Origin of the sequence: Mucilaginibacter sp. NFR10 (assembly GCF_900100445.1) — a bacterium.
GTDB classification, from domain to species: Bacteria; Bacteroidota; Bacteroidia; order Sphingobacteriales; family Sphingobacteriaceae; genus Mucilaginibacter; species Mucilaginibacter rubeus.
This window is the reverse complement of sequence record NZ_FMTV01000003.1, coordinates 497,711-516,494: the sequence shown is the minus strand read 5'-3', so window position 1 is coordinate 516,494 and position 18,784 is coordinate 497,711. Positions and strand designations below refer to the sequence as shown.

General features: G+C 43.3%; 18 protein-coding genes. 13 read left to right on the top strand and 5 right to left on the bottom strand.

The features are described 5' to 3' along the window. Positions 1-269: 269 nt before the first annotated feature. Positions 270-740 carry a YybH family protein gene (locus BLP33_RS13375; RefSeq protein WP_090529058.1) on the bottom strand — a complete coding sequence of 157 codons (471 nt, stop codon included), beginning with the start codon at positions 738-740 and terminating at the stop codon, positions 270-272. A gap of 79 nt (positions 741-819) precedes the next feature. Continuing rightward, the gene (locus tag BLP33_RS13370; RefSeq protein ID WP_090529055.1) at positions 820-1,635 is read right to left on the bottom strand and encodes a helix-turn-helix transcriptional regulator; all 816 of its coding nucleotides are present in this window, start codon (positions 1,633-1,635) and stop codon (positions 820-822) included. Positions 1,636-1,802: 167 nt separating this feature from the next. On the opposite strand from BLP33_RS13370, the gene BLP33_RS13365 reads away from it, so the two are divergent. The 3 genes from BLP33_RS13365 to BLP33_RS13355 all read left to right on the top strand — a co-directional run bounded on the left by BLP33_RS13365 (position 1,803) and on the right by BLP33_RS13355 (position 4,467). Next, complete coding sequence (locus BLP33_RS13365; RefSeq protein WP_090529052.1) at positions 1,803-2,633, top strand: alpha/beta hydrolase family protein; 831 nt, start codon at positions 1,803-1,805, stop codon at positions 2,631-2,633. A 78-nt stretch (positions 2,634-2,711) separates the two neighbouring features. Continuing rightward, a complete protein-coding gene (locus tag BLP33_RS13360; RefSeq protein ID WP_090529049.1) occupies positions 2,712-3,710 on the top strand; it encodes an MBL fold metallo-hydrolase in 999 nt (332 codons plus the stop codon). 145 nt (positions 3,711-3,855) lie between these two features. Beyond that, positions 3,856-4,467, top strand: a complete 612-nt coding sequence (locus tag BLP33_RS13355) for an RDD family protein (RefSeq protein ID WP_090529046.1) — start codon at positions 3,856-3,858, stop codon at positions 4,465-4,467. Positions 4,468-4,538: 71 nt separating this feature from the next. Here the strand turns inward: BLP33_RS13355 and BLP33_RS13350 are convergent, their stop codons facing one another. Next, positions 4,539-5,414, bottom strand: coding sequence for a hypothetical protein (locus BLP33_RS13350; RefSeq protein ID WP_090529043.1), 876 nt, complete (start codon positions 5,412-5,414; stop codon positions 4,539-4,541). 141 nt (positions 5,415-5,555) lie between these two features. On the opposite strand from BLP33_RS13350, the gene ispG reads away from it, so the two are divergent. Next, on the top strand, positions 5,556-7,625 hold the full coding sequence (gene ispG, locus BLP33_RS13345) for a (E)-4-hydroxy-3-methylbut-2-enyl-diphosphate synthase (RefSeq protein ID WP_090529041.1): 2,070 nt from the start codon (positions 5,556-5,558) through the stop codon (positions 7,623-7,625). Positions 7,626-7,838: 213 nt separating this feature from the next. Here the strand turns inward: ispG and purD are convergent, their stop codons facing one another. Next, entirely contained in the window at positions 7,839-9,113 is a 1,275-nt protein-coding gene (gene purD / locus BLP33_RS13340; protein ID WP_090529037.1) for a phosphoribosylamine--glycine ligase, read from the bottom strand. A gap of 78 nt (positions 9,114-9,191) precedes the next feature. Here purD and BLP33_RS13335 point away from each other — a divergent pair, with 78 nt between their 5' ends. After that, positions 9,192-9,749 carry a hypothetical protein gene (locus tag BLP33_RS13335; protein ID WP_090529033.1) on the top strand — a complete coding sequence of 186 codons (558 nt, stop codon included), beginning with the start codon at positions 9,192-9,194 and terminating at the stop codon, positions 9,747-9,749. A gap of 137 nt (positions 9,750-9,886) precedes the next feature. Here BLP33_RS13335 and BLP33_RS13330 read toward each other — a convergent pair whose 3' ends face one another. Then, positions 9,887-10,297, bottom strand: a complete 411-nt coding sequence (locus BLP33_RS13330; RefSeq protein WP_090529680.1) for a BrxA/BrxB family bacilliredoxin — start codon at positions 10,295-10,297, stop codon at positions 9,887-9,889. 202 nt (positions 10,298-10,499) lie between these two features. Between BLP33_RS13330 and BLP33_RS13325 the strand changes: the two genes are divergently transcribed. The 8 genes from BLP33_RS13325 to fabG all read left to right on the top strand — a co-directional run bounded on the left by BLP33_RS13325 (position 10,500) and on the right by fabG (position 18,766). After that, positions 10,500-11,366, top strand: coding sequence for a M23 family metallopeptidase (locus tag BLP33_RS13325; protein WP_090529029.1), 867 nt, complete (start codon positions 10,500-10,502; stop codon positions 11,364-11,366). Between the two features lie 124 nt (positions 11,367-11,490). Beyond that, positions 11,491-11,874 carry a bactofilin family protein gene (locus tag BLP33_RS13320; protein WP_090529026.1) on the top strand — a complete coding sequence of 128 codons (384 nt, stop codon included), beginning with the start codon at positions 11,491-11,493 and terminating at the stop codon, positions 11,872-11,874. Positions 11,875-11,918: 44 nt separating this feature from the next. Further along, a complete protein-coding gene (locus BLP33_RS13315) occupies positions 11,919-12,152 on the top strand; it encodes a UPF0175 family protein (protein ID WP_090529023.1) in 234 nt (77 codons plus the stop codon). Continuing rightward, complete coding sequence (locus BLP33_RS13310; protein ID WP_090529020.1) at positions 12,145-12,603, top strand: PIN domain-containing protein; 459 nt, start codon at positions 12,145-12,147, stop codon at positions 12,601-12,603. The genes BLP33_RS13315 and BLP33_RS13310 overlap by 8 nt, the downstream gene beginning before the upstream one ends. Positions 12,604-12,721: 118 nt before the next feature. Beyond that, positions 12,722-14,038, top strand: coding sequence for an adenosylhomocysteinase (gene ahcY / locus BLP33_RS13305; RefSeq protein WP_090529017.1), 1,317 nt, complete (start codon positions 12,722-12,724; stop codon positions 14,036-14,038). Positions 14,039-14,691: 653 nt separating this feature from the next. Then, positions 14,692-17,049 carry a TonB-dependent receptor gene (locus tag BLP33_RS13295; RefSeq protein WP_090529012.1) on the top strand — a complete coding sequence of 786 codons (2,358 nt, stop codon included), beginning with the start codon at positions 14,692-14,694 and terminating at the stop codon, positions 17,047-17,049. Between the two features lie 291 nt (positions 17,050-17,340). Continuing rightward, the gene (locus BLP33_RS13290) at positions 17,341-17,868 is read left to right on the top strand and encodes a hypothetical protein (protein WP_090529009.1); all 528 of its coding nucleotides are present in this window, start codon (positions 17,341-17,343) and stop codon (positions 17,866-17,868) included. A 154-nt stretch (positions 17,869-18,022) separates the two neighbouring features. Continuing rightward, the gene (gene fabG, locus BLP33_RS13285; RefSeq protein ID WP_090529006.1) at positions 18,023-18,766 is read left to right on the top strand and encodes a 3-oxoacyl-[acyl-carrier-protein] reductase; all 744 of its coding nucleotides are present in this window, start codon (positions 18,023-18,025) and stop codon (positions 18,764-18,766) included. The last annotated feature ends 18 nt before the right edge of the window (positions 18,767-18,784 follow it).

The following is an 18,784-nucleotide window of genomic DNA, read 5'->3' as shown; positions in this document are numbered from 1 at the left end:
TCGTCGTGTTTTGCCCCTCTGGGGCAAAGGGTATTTTATAACTTTACGAGCTACAAACCTTTTGCACCTCTGGTGCATCTGTCCTTGGGCGATTAATACATGTTTATTAAATTGTAAAAATCCCCCAGAGGGGGAAAAGGTTTGTAGAAATAACATCACACCCTATACCCGAACCCCAGAGGGGTTCAACTTATCAAGATTACCCAATTTGACTATTGATTTTATGGATAAACTTAAACTGCGAGAGACCGTGATGGGACTGGAATGTTTTAAATTTTGTGGTTGCTGTTAAAAGAATCCCTGAATATTTTCCAGCCGGCTTTCGTGAGTTTCCACAATTTTAAATACTTCCCATCATCAAGAACTTTACCATTTGGGTCAAAAACCTGCCAGGTGCCTTCTTCGGTAATGTAAGCTTTACCATCGCCATAGATATTGCCCGTTTGGAATTTAACACCTTTCACTTTTCCTGCAACAAAGGTATCCTCGAAATCCTTTTTCAGTGCATTTTTGCCATTTATAGGCAGCATATTTGGCGCCAATAATATAGCATCATCAGTATACAGGTTTATGATTGAGGCGTCACTTTTTGCAAACAGCTCATAATAAAGTGTATTTATTTTTTGAATTGAGCTTTTGATCTGCTGTAAGCCGGGATTATTTGCCTGGGCGATGCTGCTTTTGTACGTTAAGAAAAGACACAGGCATATAATTGCTGCAGTTAAGGTTTTTTGTTTCATGATCCTTTAAATATTGAATGAATAACTAAAGCGAAATTATATCCTTAAAATGGACCAAAATTGTAAAAATCGGAACAGCTTAATTATTGAGCGCGGCAGAAAAATCGGTTGAACTTTCGGGCGAAAACCGGGAAGGGGGCGACCCAGTGAAGAATTTAAAATCCTTTATAAAATGCGACTGATCAAAGTACCCGCACTCATAAGCGATAGAGGTGAGCGATAGTTTGTTTTCGGCAACCCGGTAAAGGCTTTTTTGAAACCGTGCTATTTTAGTGTACAAGTTCGGGCTCAGCCCGGAATAGTTTAAAAATATTTTCTGAAGGTACCGGGACGAAAGACCGTATTTAGCTGCCACTGTATTGATATTCTCCAGAAAATCCTCTTTGCTTAAGTCAAACATGATGTTGTTGACCAGCTTTAGCTTGCTGAATTTAGGCCCTGAGGTTAACAACCTTTTCATCAGAAATTCCTCCACTAAATCTATTCTCCGGTCCGGTGTTTTGGCCTCCATCAATCTCAAATGTAACAAAGCAGCTTCCTTTCCTCCCAACTCTTTGAAATCAATGATCCGGTCATTAAATTCTTCTATCCGCTCATTAAAAAAGCAGGCGGCGGTATGGGTAAAAAAGCGGATCCCAAACATACAATGCTTACCGTAAGAGGTAAAAGTAAATGGCTGTATAGTTTGTCCCCACAATTGTATATCGGGACAGGTTACCAGGTCTCCATTTTTTATTTGTTGAGGGCCATCCGCTCCCAGGTTGAATAAGATTTCGACAGCGCCGGTAGCAAACACCTTGTCATCAGTCATAACAGGAATATCTGTTTCGCACACAAAATAACATTGTATGAAATCTTTTAGTATGCCATTAGGACGATATTCGGTATAGCGCATGTTGACCGCAATCTGATATATTCAAATTTAATATAACTGTTTGGATGATTTTGCTTTTCAAGGTTAAATAAAATCTGCGAAAGGCCTGAAGGGAAGATAAGGCTTCGGTTCAGTTGCACTGATTTATTTCAATAACATTTTCGGCCTTTAATACTAAATTAGCCGCCATGATCAGGAAAGATAATTTCACCCTTCCCGGCGCTAAAGGGCGGCCAATGCTTATCGATGTAACCTACGATGATGTTTTTAAAAATACACCACTGGTAATTTTTGCACATGGCTTTAAGGGGTTTAAAGATTGGGGCACGCATGATCTGTTAGCCCGGTACTTTGCCGAAAAGGGCTTTCGTTTCCTGAAATTTAACTTTTCGCACAATGGCACAACGCCTGCCAGCCCCTTAGATTTTGCCGATCTGACAGCCTTTGCCGATAATACCGTCTCTATTGAACTGGAAGATTTGGATACCATCATTGATTTTGCCTGTAGTGGGGCAAGTATGCCTATGGCTAATGGTGTATACCTCATTGGGCATAGCATGGGCGGCGGTGTAAGTATTATCAAAACTGCCGAAGATAGCCGGATTAAAAAGCTGGTAACTATGGCTTCCATATCCGGTTTCCGGAACCTGTGGCCTAAGCAAATAGAACAACAGTGGCGTTTGCAGAGCGTTTTTTACTTTGAAAATAAGCGTACCGGGCAGCAAATGCCTGTTAAATCAACCCTGTTAGATGATCTGGACAATCACCCGCTGAGGCTGGATATCATTAGGCAGGCAAGTTTAATAAAACAGCCATGGCTCATCGTTCATGGTGATGCCGACCCTACCGTACCTGTAAGCCATTCCCTGCAATTGCATGAAGCTAATCCTGCTGCGGAATACATAGTGCAAAAAGGTGCAGATCATACTTTTGGCGGCGAACATCCTTTTACCGGAGATGCTTTGCCTGCCCCGCTGGTTGAGTTTTGTGATACGGCAATATCATTCTTAAGTAAATAAAGGTTGAGCCGCTTCAACCATTCGTAACTTTTTTGCGTTAGTTATATCATACCTGATATTAGTACTATAATTGCTGTTATGAGTTTACCCGCATCGCGAAAAAAAGGACGAAAATATCTCAATACCATACCTACCGATGAGGCCGGCTTTGGTAAAATGATCCCCATTTTAAGGGAGTACATGAACAACAAGGCCGAAAATACGCCTAAGAAAACTTTAGGCCCTTTTAAAACAGATCTATCGGTTTACAGTACACCGCCCGCGTCGGGCTTGCGCATTACCTGGGTTGGCCATTCCAGTATCCTGATTGAGATTGACGGCAAGCGCATCCTTACCGACCCGGTTTGGAGCGAGCGGGTTTCGTTTTCGCAATCATTTGGGCCGAAGCGGTTTTTTCAACCGCCGATAGCTTTGGAAGATCTGCCCCCGTTGGATGCGGTGATCCAGTCGCATGATCATTATGATCATTTGGATAAGGCTACCATTAAGTTTTTTGCGGATAAAAACATCCCTTTTTTCTGTTCGATAGGGGTAGCGCAGTATTTAACCAACTGGGGCATGGCCGCCAACTTTATTACTGAAATGGATTGGGGCGACAGCGCCATGATTGGCAATGAAATTGTACTTACGGCAGCACCCTCACGCCATTTTTCGGGCAGGGGAATTGTTGGGCGAAACGAAACATTGTGGTCGTCGTTCGTGATCAAAGGTCCGCAGCATAATATTTACTTTGGCGCCGATTCGGGTTACTCGCCCGAATTTAAGGCGATAGGAGAGGCTTTTGGTCCGTTTGATTTGACTATGCTGGAGATAGGTGCTTATGGTAAATTCTGGCCGGATATTCATATGGGGCCTGATAATGCTTCAAATGCCCATCTCGATCTGAAAGGCAAATTGATGATGCCCATCCATTACGGTACGTTTAACCTGGCTCCGCATGCCTGGTACGAGCCTATTGAATGGCTAACCGCTATGGCAAACCAAAAACACATCGATTTATTTGTACCCAAACCCGGTGAGCCAACCGAAGTAAAAGGTGTCTTTAATTCTGATTGGTGGAAGGAATATTTATCTTAGAGGGATAAAAAACAATAAAAAGCAATAAAAAACATGTCATTGCGAGCGTAGCGTGGCAATCGTACGGAGGCAGGTCCCGCCCTGTATGGTATGCGATTGCTTCGTCGTGCCTCCTCAATGACATGGTTATGTAATCGACCATTCCATGTCCCAATCCTATATATTAGTCATTAATGGTAAACCCGAAGGTCCATTTACCATTCCCGAACTCAAAGCCCGCGGCATCAAACCCGGCGATTTTGTTAAAACCGACGATATGGTAGATTATAAAGAGGCTCAGGAAATTGCCGAATTAAGGGAACTGTTCGGCTTTGCCCGCCCTAAGTTGCTCATGCAATACTACGGCAGTTTTGACCAGCGCTGGCTGGCCTCGGCGCTCGACTGGTTTATCCTGTTCGGCGTATTTGTTTTACTGGCAGCCATGGCGGTGTTCCTGTTCATTACGGATAAGCAGGCGCGGATATATACCTCTATTAGCATTGTCGCTTTTACGCCCATAGGCAAATTTATTTATCATGTGGTAATGGAAAGCTCGGTTAAGCAGGCTACTTATGGTAAACAAATGCTCAAAATAAAAGTAGTTGATATGGACGGAAACAGGATCAGTGTTGGCAAAGCCATTGGCCGTAACCTGGCCAAAATATTTTCGGTATTAACCTTTTTTATAGGCTACCTGATGGCTTTTTTTAATAAACAGCAGCAATGTTTACATGATATGATAGCGGGGACACTGGTAATTAAGGATAGGTTGGTGTGAAACGGAAGTGGTTTCCTTTCTGTTAGGGAAAGCAATAAGTAAAGTACACGCAAGAAGTTCTTCAAGATAAGTTATTTTCTTTTAACCAGTTCATATTCCAGCTTACCCCATTTTAAATGGATGGAATCGGCACTAAAATCGGTTTTGTAAATATTTAGTGTGTCGCCTTTAACGCGAAAGAGAAAGTTTTTTTGATGGTGGGTATCCACATTAAAACTAAGCTGGTCAAGATCATTTTCCGGGCCGGCCACAAAATCAGTATTAACGTAATAGGTTTCATACTCCGAAAACCCTCTTACTTTACCTGCGTTGGTAAAAGTTACAGATGATTGTTTTCCGTCGGCCCCCGTCATTATATAATCGCCGGATATGAGTAGTTTATTGGTAATATAATCTATTCCGTAGCCCATATCGTTTACTATTTGTTTATCCAAAACCCTAATATACTTTGTGCTATCAATAACTTGGTTGTTTTTGTTATAATGATAAAGAAGTAAACTGGTATCGCCGCCTGTTATTTGATAACCAAGCTCGTAATAATTGGTACTCACTTCATAATCAATCCAGTTGGTTTTGAATGAAGCACGGTTATTACCTTGTTTTAAAAACAGGGTCAGGTTTGCTCCCTCATGATTATTTAAGCTTACGCCTGCTACAAGGCTATCGCTTTTTGCCGATCCCAAACTAATTTCAAGAGCGGCGATGCCGGATAATTTTTTTGATGAAATGTAAGGCGATTTGGTACGGATAAGATCGGCAATGTAGTCACTTTTCACCCAATTGCCGTGCATTATAGTTTTAATTTGCTGCAGGGAGTCCCGGTTAGGAATTGTATTTGCAGTTTGTTTATCGGATTGTGATGCAGTGTCGGAAACAGGTGTTTTGTTTTTGCTTTTACAGGATATAACGGCAATAAGAATTAGAATAAGCAAACTGCTGTTTTTCATAATTTGTTTTAAGGTTCTACCCGGCTAAGATATATAAATTCAGTTTGAGACTATTGGCTGCACAATAATTTATCCTTCATGCACAGGTAGCCTAATCCCAACATATTCACTAAATTTGCATTATATTAATTTCCATCATTGATGAATACTGATGCTGTTAAAGTGCTGCCCGGCCGTTATTGTAACTCGTTAACCGAATATTCACGCTTTGTTACCCGCGAGGTTAATATTGGCGACGTGCCTATGGGCGGGAATAATCCAATCCGGATCCAAAGCATGACTACTACTGATACCATGGATACCATTGGTACGGTTGAGCAATCCATCCGCATGGTTGATGCCGGTTGCGAATACGTGCGCATTACAGCCCCCAGCATCAAAGAGGCCCAAAACCTGGCCGAAATTAAAAAGCAGCTTCGCGCCCGTGGCTACACGGTGCCTTTGGTTGCAGATATCCACTTTACCCCAAATGCTGCCGAGGTGGCTGCCCGTATAGTTGAAAAAGTACGCGTAAACCCCGGCAATTACGCCGATAAAAAAAAATTCGACCAGATTGATTATACCGACCTGGAGTACCAGGGCGAATTGGAACGCATCTTCCAGAAATTTACACCGCTTGTAAAAGTTTGTAAGGAATATGGCACCGCTATGCGCATTGGCACCAACCACGGTTCGCTGAGCGACAGGATCATGAGCCGCTACGGCGATACCCCGCAGGGCATGGTTGAATCGGCCATGGAGTTTATGCGGATGTGCGAGCAGTTGAATTTTTATAACCTCGTGATCTCCATGAAGTCGAGCAATCCGCAGGTAATGGTACAGGCATACCGCCTGTTGGTTGAAACCATGGTTGCCGAAGGAATGAATTATCCGCTGCACCTTGGCGTAACCGAAGCAGGTGATGGTGAAGACGGCCGGATCAAGTCTGCCGTAGGTATTGGTACACTATTGGAGGATGGCCTCGGTGATACTGTTCGCGTGTCCCTCACCGAAGAGCCCGAAGCGGAAGCACCGGTCGCTATTGAGCTGGTTCGACGTTACACTATGAGGGAAAAGGCGAAAGGTGAAAGGCAAAAGGTAGCTACGGAAGTTAAAAACCTTTCGCCTTTAACCTTTGACCTTTTACCTTCAAAACACAACCCCTACGAATATAAAAAACGTGAAACCTACGAGGCCAACGCTTTCATAGGCGGGCATTTGGTGCCGCGGGTTGTTGTCGACCTATCTAAAAAGAACCTGAAAGACCCGGCGGTATTGAACGAGGCGGGCTACCTGTACTCGCCTTTGCTGGATAAGTATAACATGGCCGAGCAATCGGTTGATTTTGTTTACCTGGCCGATGAATTGCCTTCATTTACCTTACCGGGCAACTTAAAACAACTATATAATTATAATACCTGGCTTAAACTGGCCGATAAAACCAACTGCCACCCGGTATTTACTTTACAGGAATATATTGGCGATGTCGATCGTTCATCAAAACTGAACCTTGTACATTTAAAACCTGCTGATATTGATTCGGAAGATTTCGGATCAATTCAACTTGATAAGTCGCTGGTGTTGGTACTTGAAACAGATGCTTTACACGGCATGGCCGAGCAACGCTCCTTCTTTTTTAAAATGGAGGAACTGGGACTTGATGTGCCCGTGATTGTGAAGAGAAGCTATGTTTTTGAGTCGGAAAGTCCGGAAGTCGGAAAGTCCGAAAGTGAGAAAGTCCATAGTCCATGGACCATGGACCATGGACAAACTCTTCTCCAACTCTACGCCTCTACTGACCTCGGCGCTTTATTAGTTGATGGTTTTGGCGATGGTATCTGGATAGATGCACCTGAATTGCCTACAAGTGTAATTACTTCTACTTCTTTTGGTATTTTGCAGGCTACCCGGTCAAGGATTTCTAAAACGGAATATATCTCTTGCCCAAGCTGTGGGCGTACCTTGTTCGATCTGATGGTTACTACCCAAATGATCCGCAGTCGTACCAGTCACCTTAAAGGGTTAAAGATTGGCATCATGGGCTGTATTGTAAATGGTCCCGGTGAAATGGCTGATGCCGATTACGGTTACGTAGGCTCTGGTACTGATAAAATTACCCTTTACCGTGGTAAAGAAGCGGTAAAGAAAAACATCAGTTCGGCCAATGCGCTTGATGAGCTTATCAATATTATTAAAGGCGACGGCAATTGGATTGACGCGGTGCAGGAGTAATTATCTGAACCGGGATTAAGCTGATTTACCGGATTTAAAGATTTTTAAAGTCCCCTGAGAACCTCTCGCAGAGAGATTCTCAGGGGACTTTAAGTTTGACGATTCACCATGCATCCTGAGAATCCATAAATCCTAAAAATCATGGTTCAGAAGCTCCGGAAGTTTTCGAGTTGCAAAGAAAAATGACTTAATGACTAATGCCCCAATGACCTCTTAAAGAAGGTCAAAGCCAATATCTTTCCTAAAGTACATGCCATCATAATAAATCCGGCTTGCATCGGCAGTAGCCTGTTGCAGGGCGCTGAACATATTATCCTGTACGGTAGTAATAGCTAATACACGGCCGCCTGTGGTTATTACATCATTGCCATCCATTGAAGTGCCTGCGTGGAACACGATCGAGTCGCGCACGTTTTCGGTACCGGTAATCACCTTGTTTTTCAGGTATTCGCCTGGGTAACCGCCCGCAACCATGACTACGGTGGCCGCTGTTTTAGGGCTGATGATGATCTCTTTTTCGTTCAGGTTCCCTTCGGCAACGCCTAACAGCAAATCAACAAAGTCCGAATCTATACGGCGCATCACACTTTCCGTTTCCGGATCGCCCATACGGCAGTTGTATTCAATAACCCAGGGTTCACCATTGCTGTTCATCAAGCCAATAAAAATAAAACCTTTATAAGGGATGCCATCTTTCTTCAAACCTTCAATGGTAGGGGTGATCACGCGCTCCTCTACCTTTTTCATATAGGCAGCATCGGCAAATGGAACGGGAGAGATAGAGCCCATACCACCGGTATTTAAGCCGGTATCCCCTTCGCCAATACGTTTATAGTCTTTAGCCTCGGGTAAAATTTTATAGCTGTTACCATCGGTCATCACAAAAACCGAGAGCTCAATGCCTGTTAAAAATTGTTCAACAACCACACGTGAGCTCGCTTCGCCAAATTTAGCATCGGCCAGCATAGCAGTAAGTTCGGTTTGGGCTTCCTCTAAAGTAAGGCAAATCAGTACTCCTTTACCGGCTGCAAGTCCATCGGCTTTCAATACCACAGGTAAACCGGCAGTAGCCAAATAAGTAAGACCATCCTGCAGGGTATCTTTGGTGAAAGTTCTGTAAGCAGCAGTAGGGATGTTATGTCTTTCCATAAACTGCTTGGAGAAATCTTTACTGCCTTCCAATTGTGCGCCTTCCTGCTGCGGACCAACAACCGGGATGTTTTTCAATTGCTCATCGGCCAGGAAAAAATCATGAACGCCTTTTACCAGGGGCTCTTCGGGGCCAACCAATACCAGGTTGATATCCTCTTTTAAAACAAGTGCTTTAATGCCTTCAAAGTCGGTAACTTTAATATTTACGTTTGTACCGTATTGGGTGGTGCCGGCATTGCCGGGAGCAATAAAAAGTTTGTCGCAATGAGCGCTTTGGGCTACTTTCCAGGCGAAGGCACTTTCCCTTCCGCCCGAACCAAGGATCAGAATGTTCATGCGGCAAAGATAGTTTTTTTAATAAGCCTTTAATACTATATATGAGGCTACTTGTGTTATAAGTAGTAAATTTACCCCATGGCCCGTAGACTCGAAAAGTTTGAAAAGCTCCCGGTATACCAAAAATCGCAGGAATTATTTGACCTGGCGGATGTAATTGCCGAATCATTAAAGGAAGACAGCATGAAAGAACATCTGGCCATACAGATGTGCAGTAATGCCGCTCTTATCCAGGCAAAAATTGCCGGCGCCGAAGGTGGTAGCCTGTATTCGCTGCGGATGCAAAATGCTGTGCTCATTAAACTTGCGGTACAGGATATGTTTAATGCCGTATCTTTTGCATCAATGGTAAAAATTAATGAAGAGGACTATGTACAGTTGATGAGGGAAAAGGTAGAGGAGTTTCGCCTGGTTTTTGTAGAATGGATCAGGGGATTTGATAAAAGCTATGATATCCCCGACAATTGGGCCATCCGCTTTGATACCAGTACGCCCGAACAGGAAAAGATGGAAGAGCTGATGTTTGATGAAGACCGCTTTTTTGGAGAATTTAACGAGGATGACGAAGACATGGGCAGCTTCAATGATTTTGACGATGATGAAGAGGATGAGGACAAAAACGACGACGATAAATAAAGCAGAATGACATCAATTTGATTTCGGATATCGAATTTTCGATTTCGGATTTTGAAAACAAAAAAAGCTGAAGGATTTTCCCTCAGCTCTTTTATGTTTTTTAGCTTTCTGCTTTAAGCCTTCGGCCTTCAGCTCAATTAGCAGTATTGTTCAAACGCGTCAATCAGGTTATCGGCAATCATTTGTGCCGGGCGGCCTTCTATCTGGTAGCGCTCAATCATATGCACCAGCTTGCCATCTTTAAACAGCGCCATGGCAGGTGACGATGGCGGGTAAGGCAGCATATAGTTACGCGCGGTATCAACAGCTTCTTTTTCCATGCCTGCAAAAACGGTTACCAGTTTATCAGGATGTTTGCCGTTTGCGGCGGCAATTTTAGCAGCCGGGCGCGCGTTTGCCGCAGCACAGCCACATACCGAGTTAACCATTACAAATACTGTACCTTCGCTTTCAATAGCGTTTTTTACAGCATCGGCATCTTTTAATTCTTCAAAACCAACCCTGGTCAGATCTTCCCGCATCGGGGCTACTAAATATTCCGGATACATCATTTTTTTTTGCTTTACAATAAAATCAGTGTTACAAAAATAAGAAATGATACTTGGTTTACGTTTATAAAAACTCAATAATAACAATTGGTTGACGATTAACGTAGAAGGCTATTTCATTGATAACCTGTTTACATACATTTAATATTGTTTTATTAACAGTAATTTTTAACTTGCATACCCCTAATTTATTTTGAATTTGATGAAACTTAAAACACCTGATATTAGCACTGTTGTTATCATCAACAAAAATCAACAGCATACAAAATCATTACAAATAAAAACCAAGCACCTTAACAGGCTTAAACACTACGCGTGGAGCATAGCTGCTGTTGTTGCCGTACTTGGTGGCTTGGTGTTTTACCTGCATCACAAAAGCGCTGTGCAGGAGGCCGAAAACCAACAGTTACAGGCGCAGATAGCTAAACTTAAAGGCACCATGCCGGTTGTTAAAGCAGAGGTAAATACGCAGGGTACTACCCAGTCGTACATTCAATCTATCGAGGTTAAACTTAAAACTATAAATGAGTATTTAAAAAGGCGCGGCCTTAAAGGTTTTACTGTAAAGGGTACCGGGGGCGATGGCAACAGGGAAGGGGTAAAGCTACCCGATACCGAAGCTTACAGCCTGTATGACGATTACCTTAAACATTTAACAAGCACCATTGCGTTTACCCCGATGGGCTACCCGAGGATCAGCTCGTTTACCTCATTTTTTGGTTACAGGAGCGACCCTTTTGATTCGGAGCATGCCGAGTTTCACCCTGGTATTGATTTTAAAGGTAACCGGGGCGATGCAGTAAAATGTACAGCCAGCGGCAAAGTTGTTTTTGCGGGATGGGCCGGTGGTTATGGTAAATGTGTCAGGATTCAGCATATTAACAACCTGGAAACCTTGTACGGTCATCTTTCGAAAATTGAAGTGAAGGTAGGGCAGCAGGTTACCGTTGGTGATAACATAGGCAAGGTAGGTTCAACCGGGCACTCCACAGGTACACACCTGCACTATGAAGTACGTAAAAACGGGAAGCCGGTTAACCCGGTAAATTTTTTAACCCTGAATAAATAAGTTCTAAGCAGGAAGTTTGTTAAATCGAAAGTCTTAAATCCTGAGTCGGAAGTTGACCATGGATTATTATGATGCAGATTTAGAAACTATCGGCTTCGGACTTAGAAGTTAAGACTTTAAAAACATGGCTATTTTTTCTAAAAAAGATAAGGTTGCACTTGATTTACAGGCAATCTCGACCCTCATTAGCGAAGGCAGTGTATTAGAGGGTAACCTGAAAGCCCCGGCTTTTGTACGGATCGACGGACTGGTTAACGGCGATGTAATGGTTGATGAGGGCCTGATCCTGGGCGAAAAGGGGGAGGTTAAGGGCAATATAAGTACTAAAGAGATCTTTGTTTACGGCACTGTAAGGGGTGATATTAATACCTCCTCGCTTGAAATAAAAGCTACAGGCCGTATAACCGGCGACATCAAAACACAGAACCTGGCCGTTGAAAATGGCGGGGTTTACAATGGTAACCTGACTATGCAGCAGGGAGAGGTGCAAAAGCAGTTGCAGGCATAAGTCCCTTGTTTTTGTTTTGATACAGAAATACGTATCTTTATATTATGACTACGATGACATTAAATGTGCCTGATGCACTTGAAAAAGAGCATGATGAAACTGTGCGTTTTCTTGCCGCCAAGTTATATGAAGCTGGTAAATTATCGTTAGGGCAGGCTGCTGAAATGTGTGGAATGGAGAAGGTTGATTTTCCGGCAGTATTAGCTGAATTTAACGTTAACTATATACAATACAACTACGAAGATATATTGGCGGATGTAGCCCGGATCAATGGTTGAATACGCCGTTATCACCGATACCAGTTGTTTGATTTTATTAGATAATATCCAGGCGCTGCATATTCTCCAATCCGTTTATAATCATATCATAACCACGCCTGAAGTTGCAGCTGAATTTAAAAAGCCCTTACCCGAATGGATACAGGTAATGACTGTAAGAAATTCGCAATTAATTGCTGTTTACTGTTTGCAGGTTGATATAGGGGAAGCAAGCGCTATAGCTTTAGCACAAGAAATACCGGATACTTTACTTATTGTAGATGATTTTAAAGGCAGGCGACTTGCAAGTCAGCTTAATATCAAATTCACAGGTACCCTGGGTGTTTTGATCGCAGCTAAACAACAAAATAAAATTCCGTCATTGAGGCCCTATTTTGAATTGATTAAGTCAACCAATTTTCGAATTGATCCGTTATTGTTAGAGCGGATATTGAAAGAGTTGGAAAATTAATATCGGTTAGCTTTTTAAGCCGCAGGCTCATTTATCGGACATCCTCGAAGCGCGTGAACCAAACATTTCATTTTCACAAGGATATCAGTTAACTTTGCACTCTCAAAATAAAATCGATATGTCATCAGTAGAAACTGCATTCGTTAAATACAAAGTAAAAGATCTGTCGCTGGCAGAGTGGGGCCGGAAGGAAATTGAACTGGCTGAGGCTGAGATGCCCGGCTTAATGGCTTTACGTAAAGAGTACGGGCCAAGCCAGCCGCTTAAAGGCGCAAGGATTGCCGGTTGTTTGCACATGACCATCCAAACCGCTGTTTTAATTGAAACCCTGATTGCCCTTGGTGCCGAAGTTACCTGGTCATCATGTAATATATTCTCAACCCAGGATCATGCTGCTGCTGCTATTGCTGCCGCCGGCATTTCTGTTTACGCCTGGAAAGGCATGAATGCCGAAGAATTTGACTGGTGCATTGAACAAACTTTATTTTTTGGCGAAGACCGCCAGCCGCTTAACATGATCCTTGATGATGGCGGTGATTTAACCAACATGGTATTGGATAAATACCCTGAGCTGGTTGCTGCTATCAAAGGCTTATCAGAAGAAACTACCACCGGCGTACACCGTTTATATGAGCGCATGAAAGCAGGAACCCTGCCAATGCCTGCTATTAACGTTAACGATTCGGTTACCAAATCAAAATTTGATAACAAATACGGTTGCCGCGAATCATTGGTTGACGCTATCCGTCGCGCTACCGACGTGATGATGGCCGGTAAAGTGGCCGTTGTTTGCGGTTATGGCGATGTTGGTAAAGGTTCGGCCGATTCTTTACGCAATTCCGGCGTACGTGTTATTGTTACCGAGATCGACCCGATCTGTGCTTTACAGGCTGCAATGGAAGGTTTTGAAGTTAAAAAACTAAGCACTGCTATCACTGAAGCTGATATCGTGGTTACTGCTACAGGCAACAAGAACATTGTTCGCAAGCAGCACTTCCGTGCGTTGAAAGATAAAGCAATCGTTTGTAACATTGGTCACTTTGATAACGAGATTGACATGGCCTGGTTAAACGGTGCTTATGGCAATACCAAAGTGGAAATTAAGCCACAGGTTGATAAATATACCATTGAAGGCAAAGACGTTATTATATTAGCCGAAGGCCGTTTGGTTAACTTAGGTTGCGCTACCGGTCACCCAAGCTTTGTAATGAGTAACTCGTTCACCAACCAAACTTTAGCTCAATTAGAGCTTTGGACAAATGGCGCGGCTTACGAAAACAAAGTTTACACCCTGCCAAAACACCTGGACGAAAAAGTAGCCCGCCTGCATCTTGCAAAAATTGGTGTTGAGCTGGAAGTACTTGACCAGGATCAGGCTGAGTACATCGGCGTAACGGTTGAAGGTCCGTTTAAACCGGAATATTACCGTTATTAATCTTTTTAAGGTTAAACAATAAAGGAGAAAGCCGAAAGGCTCTTTGCTTGGAAAATATGGAGAGGCTGTATCACATGGTGATGCGGCCTTTTTTGATTTATATGATTTGATGTTTTTCATTGGTCAAGTTCGATGAACTATCCCGGGCATCAGCTTTTGGAGGGTGCAGTTGAAATGTGTTTCACACTTGAAGACGCGCCACAAACAGGGAGGACTTGCGGCAGTAATTGATAGGTTATTTGATATTTAAGCTGATATGGATTGAAAAATCAGTAATATTCCTGTTATAATAGCTGTAATGACTAAACCCCAACTTTTAATGTAGCTGATTTTTAAAATTTTCCCACCCATGTCTTCATAATACGGGTCCTTCCCTTTAACAAAAATTCTGTAAAATAAATATGCAATTGCTAAAGAGAAAATACCGTAGAAGAATAGTTCCCAATTCATTTTTTTAATACCGTTTGTTAAGGTTGTAGTTTGAGGTTTAAGCGAATTTAGAAATTATTACTCATAAGAATTTATTTTTCGCCAACACTTAGAGCCATTAAAAAATGGTAATATTTATGTAGTTATGACCGTTAATTGTTTGTCATTTGCTAATATTGACAATCGATTACAATGTGTGATCTGTACACATTTATACCTGTTTTATGCGTAAATTATTTACTTTATTATTTGTTGTTATTGCACTATCGGCCCGGAGCCAAACCAGGGGCGATTTTTCGGGCACCGTTACCGATAGCAAGAACCAGCCTATCGCGGGCGCTACGGTGTATTTGCTCAATACCAATTACCAAACCAGTGCCGACAGAAGCGGAAAATTTATTTTAAAAAGCATAACTGCCGGGAAATATACCCTGCATATCAGCGCTGTTGGTTATGCGGCTAAAAATATCCCGGTAATTATAATCGGTACCAGTCGCCCAATAACAATTCAGTTGAATGATGCCAGCAACCAGTTGGATGAGGTTACGGTATCTGCCCAAAAAACCGAAGAGCAGGCACAACGTGTACCATTCAGCATTTCAACGCTCTCGGCCAAACAAATACAGGATTACAGGCTTTGGGACCTGAAAGACCTCACCGCCATTGTACCTAACTTAAACTCAGGTGCTCCCGGCGATGGCCGTACCGTTACCGGCATCCGCGGGATTGTTACCACATCATACGATCCGGCTGTGGCTACTTACGTTGATGGTGTAAACCAATACGGACTGGATACCTATATCCCCCAATTGCTGGATGTGGATAGGATAGAAGTGCTTCGCGGCCCGCAGGGAACGCTTTACGGCCGTAATGCTACAGGCGGCGTTATCAATGTGATCACCAGGCAGCCATCAAACACCCTGAGCGGTTTTGCCGGTGTTGATGTGGGTAATTACAATCAACAGCGCTATACATTGGGCATCAAGGCCCCATTAGTAAAAGGTAAATTGTATTTAGGCGTAGCTGGAATTTATTCAGGCTTTAATGGTTTTTATACCAACACCTTTAATAATACCCATTTTGATAAACAACATTACTTTTTAGGTAACTATTACCTAAAGTTTTTGGCTACTTCAAAGCTCGCTTTCACCCTGAATGTAAAAAACTACAACAACCGCAACAACGGCGCATTCACTTTAGCCGGTTCGCCCGATGATGCTCTAAGTCGTCCTTTTGAGGTTAACCAGAACGCTACGACTAAAATGGTTGATAATACTTTCCAGTCATCATTAACGGCTAATTACAGCGGTAGTGATTTTAATTTTACTTCGCAAACATCTTACCAGGTAAACAACCGCTATTATACCACACCTATCGATGGCGATTTTTCCCCTATCGACGCCGTATCTATCGTAAACAACTATGGCGGCAAATGGAATAAAGTAAAAACCACCATCCAGGAGTTCCGCTTTACTTCGCCGGCTTCATCTGCCTCAAAATTGAAATGGGCAGCCGGGACTTATGGCTTTTATCACTATGCGCCAAACAGGCAGGGCACTTACTTTGGTGACGATGCCGGCGCTGTTGGCTCGCCGATGACGGATTTTACCAGTATCAATACCAATACCGACAGGAACTATGGCATAGCTGTTTACGGGCAGGCTACTTATGCCGTGAATGAGCAGTTTGACATCACCGCGGGTTTGCGTTATGACTACGAGCATAAAAAAGAAAACGTAATGGGCGAGTTTCTGCCAAATGGCGGCGAACCGGTGGTTACCCGTTCGGATACTTCGTCAACGGCACATTACAAAGCCTTTACGCCTAAAGTGAGTTTGGCTTACCATGTATCGGCACACAGTAATTTGTTTGCTACGTACAGCCGCGGTTTCCGCGCGGGAGGCATTACCGAACTGGGTTCTGATCCTTCGTCTCCGCCGCTTTATTCTTTCAAGCCCGAGTACAGTAATAATTTTGAAGTAGGATCAAAAAACGACTTTTTAGATAACCGCCTCCGTGTAAACGTAACCGCATTTTATACCCGCGTTACCGATGCCCAGGTACCAACCCTGGTATTGCCTGATGCTATTACCATTACCAAAAACGCAGGCAAGTTAAGCAGCAAAGGTATAGAGGCCGAAATTAACGCTACCCCAATTAAAGGCCTGGAGTTTGATTACAACTTTGGTTATACCCACGCCCGTTATACTACGTTGGTTGTAGGCAACAATGGCGAAGAGGTGAATTTGAAGGGCAACAAGCAAATTTATACACCGAACATTACCAGTATGCTGGCCTTACAATATGGCTATGATTTGGGCGGTGCGCTGAAAACCAAATTGATTGCCCGCGGCGAGTGGCGCTATCTTGGCGATCAGTATTTTGACCTCGCTAACCAGATAGAACAAAAAGGCTACAGCAAGTTCAACGCGAGGGTAGGTGTAAGCACCAAAAGGTTTGGGTTGTTCTTTTGGGAAAGCAATATCGCCAACAAAAAATACATTGATTATGCCTATGATTTCGGCGCGACACACTTAGGCAACCCGCGGACCTATGGAGTGTCGCTAAATACTACTTTTTAATTGAAAAAGCAGGTTCAAACGTCCATGTTTGAATGATGCTTTTTTATAGCATTGGGATGTGCGATTCCCCTCTCGAGAGGGGTGGAGGGGTGTGTTTCTGCTTTGATAAACTTACAAACACACCCCTGCTACCGCTCGACCCATCGCGCCCCCTCTCAAGAGGGGATTTTAAAATGCTTCTTCTAAGCCATGCCCGGGTAAGTCGACGCATTAGGTTATTTTACCTTATAATATCCCGGATATTTTTCGTTAATTCAATCAAAATCTGACTGTTAATAAACTCCGATCACCATGAAAAAGAATATCCTGCCGCTGCTTATCGCTATAATTACCATTGCTATCACTTTTCCCGCGCATTCGCAGGTTATTACCAAATACGGAGATAACGTAAGCACGCTTGATGGCATCATGAAAGCTTATTACGATGTGGTCTCGGTTAAGAAAGGCGAAAAGGTAAGCTATGAGCGCGACAGCCTGCTGCATATTGCCAATGCTCATGTTGGTGCAGGCTATACCGATAAGCAAGGCAAACAGCAGTTTAGCTATATGACGCTGAAGGAATACCACAAACTGGCCGACCCATCATTGTCAAAAAATGGTTTTGATGAGCGGGAGATTGCCCGGCGGGTTGAAAAATTTGGCGGTATTTACCACGTATGGAGCACCTACGAATCGCGCAACACAGCTGATGGGCCGGTAACCGAACGCGGCATCAACAGTATTGAACTATTTAACGATGGCACCCGTTTCTGGATCCTCGCCTGGTTTTATGATGGCGAACGGAAGGATAATCCGATACCTGCGGAGTATTTGAAGTAAGTTTTTTGGGTTCATGGTTGATAGATCATGATTCATAGTTTGAGTATAGGCATTTTTACCATGATCTATGAACCATCAACCATGAACAACTATCAACTATGAACAGAAACAAAAAACTGCTAACTTCACCGCCCTGAAATCATATACTTTAATTATGAAATTATTAGAAGGAAAAACCGCGTTGGTTACCGGCGCGTCAAAAGGAATAGGCCGCAAGATTGCCGAAAAATTTGCCGAGCATGGCGCTAATGTAGCTTTCACTTATTTGTCGTCTGTTGAAAAAGGCCAGGCCCTTGAGCAGGAGCTGCAAAGTTTCGGCACTAAAGTAAAAGGTTACCGTTCTGATGCTTCCAAATTTGATGAAGCTGATAAATTGATTACCGATATTGTTGCTGATTTCGGTACGCTTGATATTGTTGTCAACAATGCCGGTATCACTAAAGACGGTTTGCTGATGCGCATGACCGAAGAAAACTGGGACGAAGTGCTTGACGTAAACCTGAAATCGATATTTAATGTTACCAAGGCTGCCTCAAAAATCATGATGAAAAACCGCAAAGGTGTATTCATTAACATGAGCTCGGTTGTTGGTGTGCAGGGCAATGCCGGCCAGGCCAACTATGCTGCCTCAAAAGCAGGGATCATTGGTTTCTCTAAATCAGTAGCTAAAGAACTGGGCTCACGTAACATCCGTACCAACGTGGTTGCACCAGGTTTTATCCGTACCGAAATGACCGAAGTGCTCGACCCTAAAGTTGTTGAAGGCTGGGCAGCAGGTATTCCGCTTAAACGCGCCGGTGAAACTGAGGACGTAGCCAATGCCTGTGTATTCCTTGCGTCGGATATGGCCGCTTACATCACCGGACAGGTTATCCCTGTTGATGGTGGTATGTTGTAAGAATGCACCCCCTCTAAA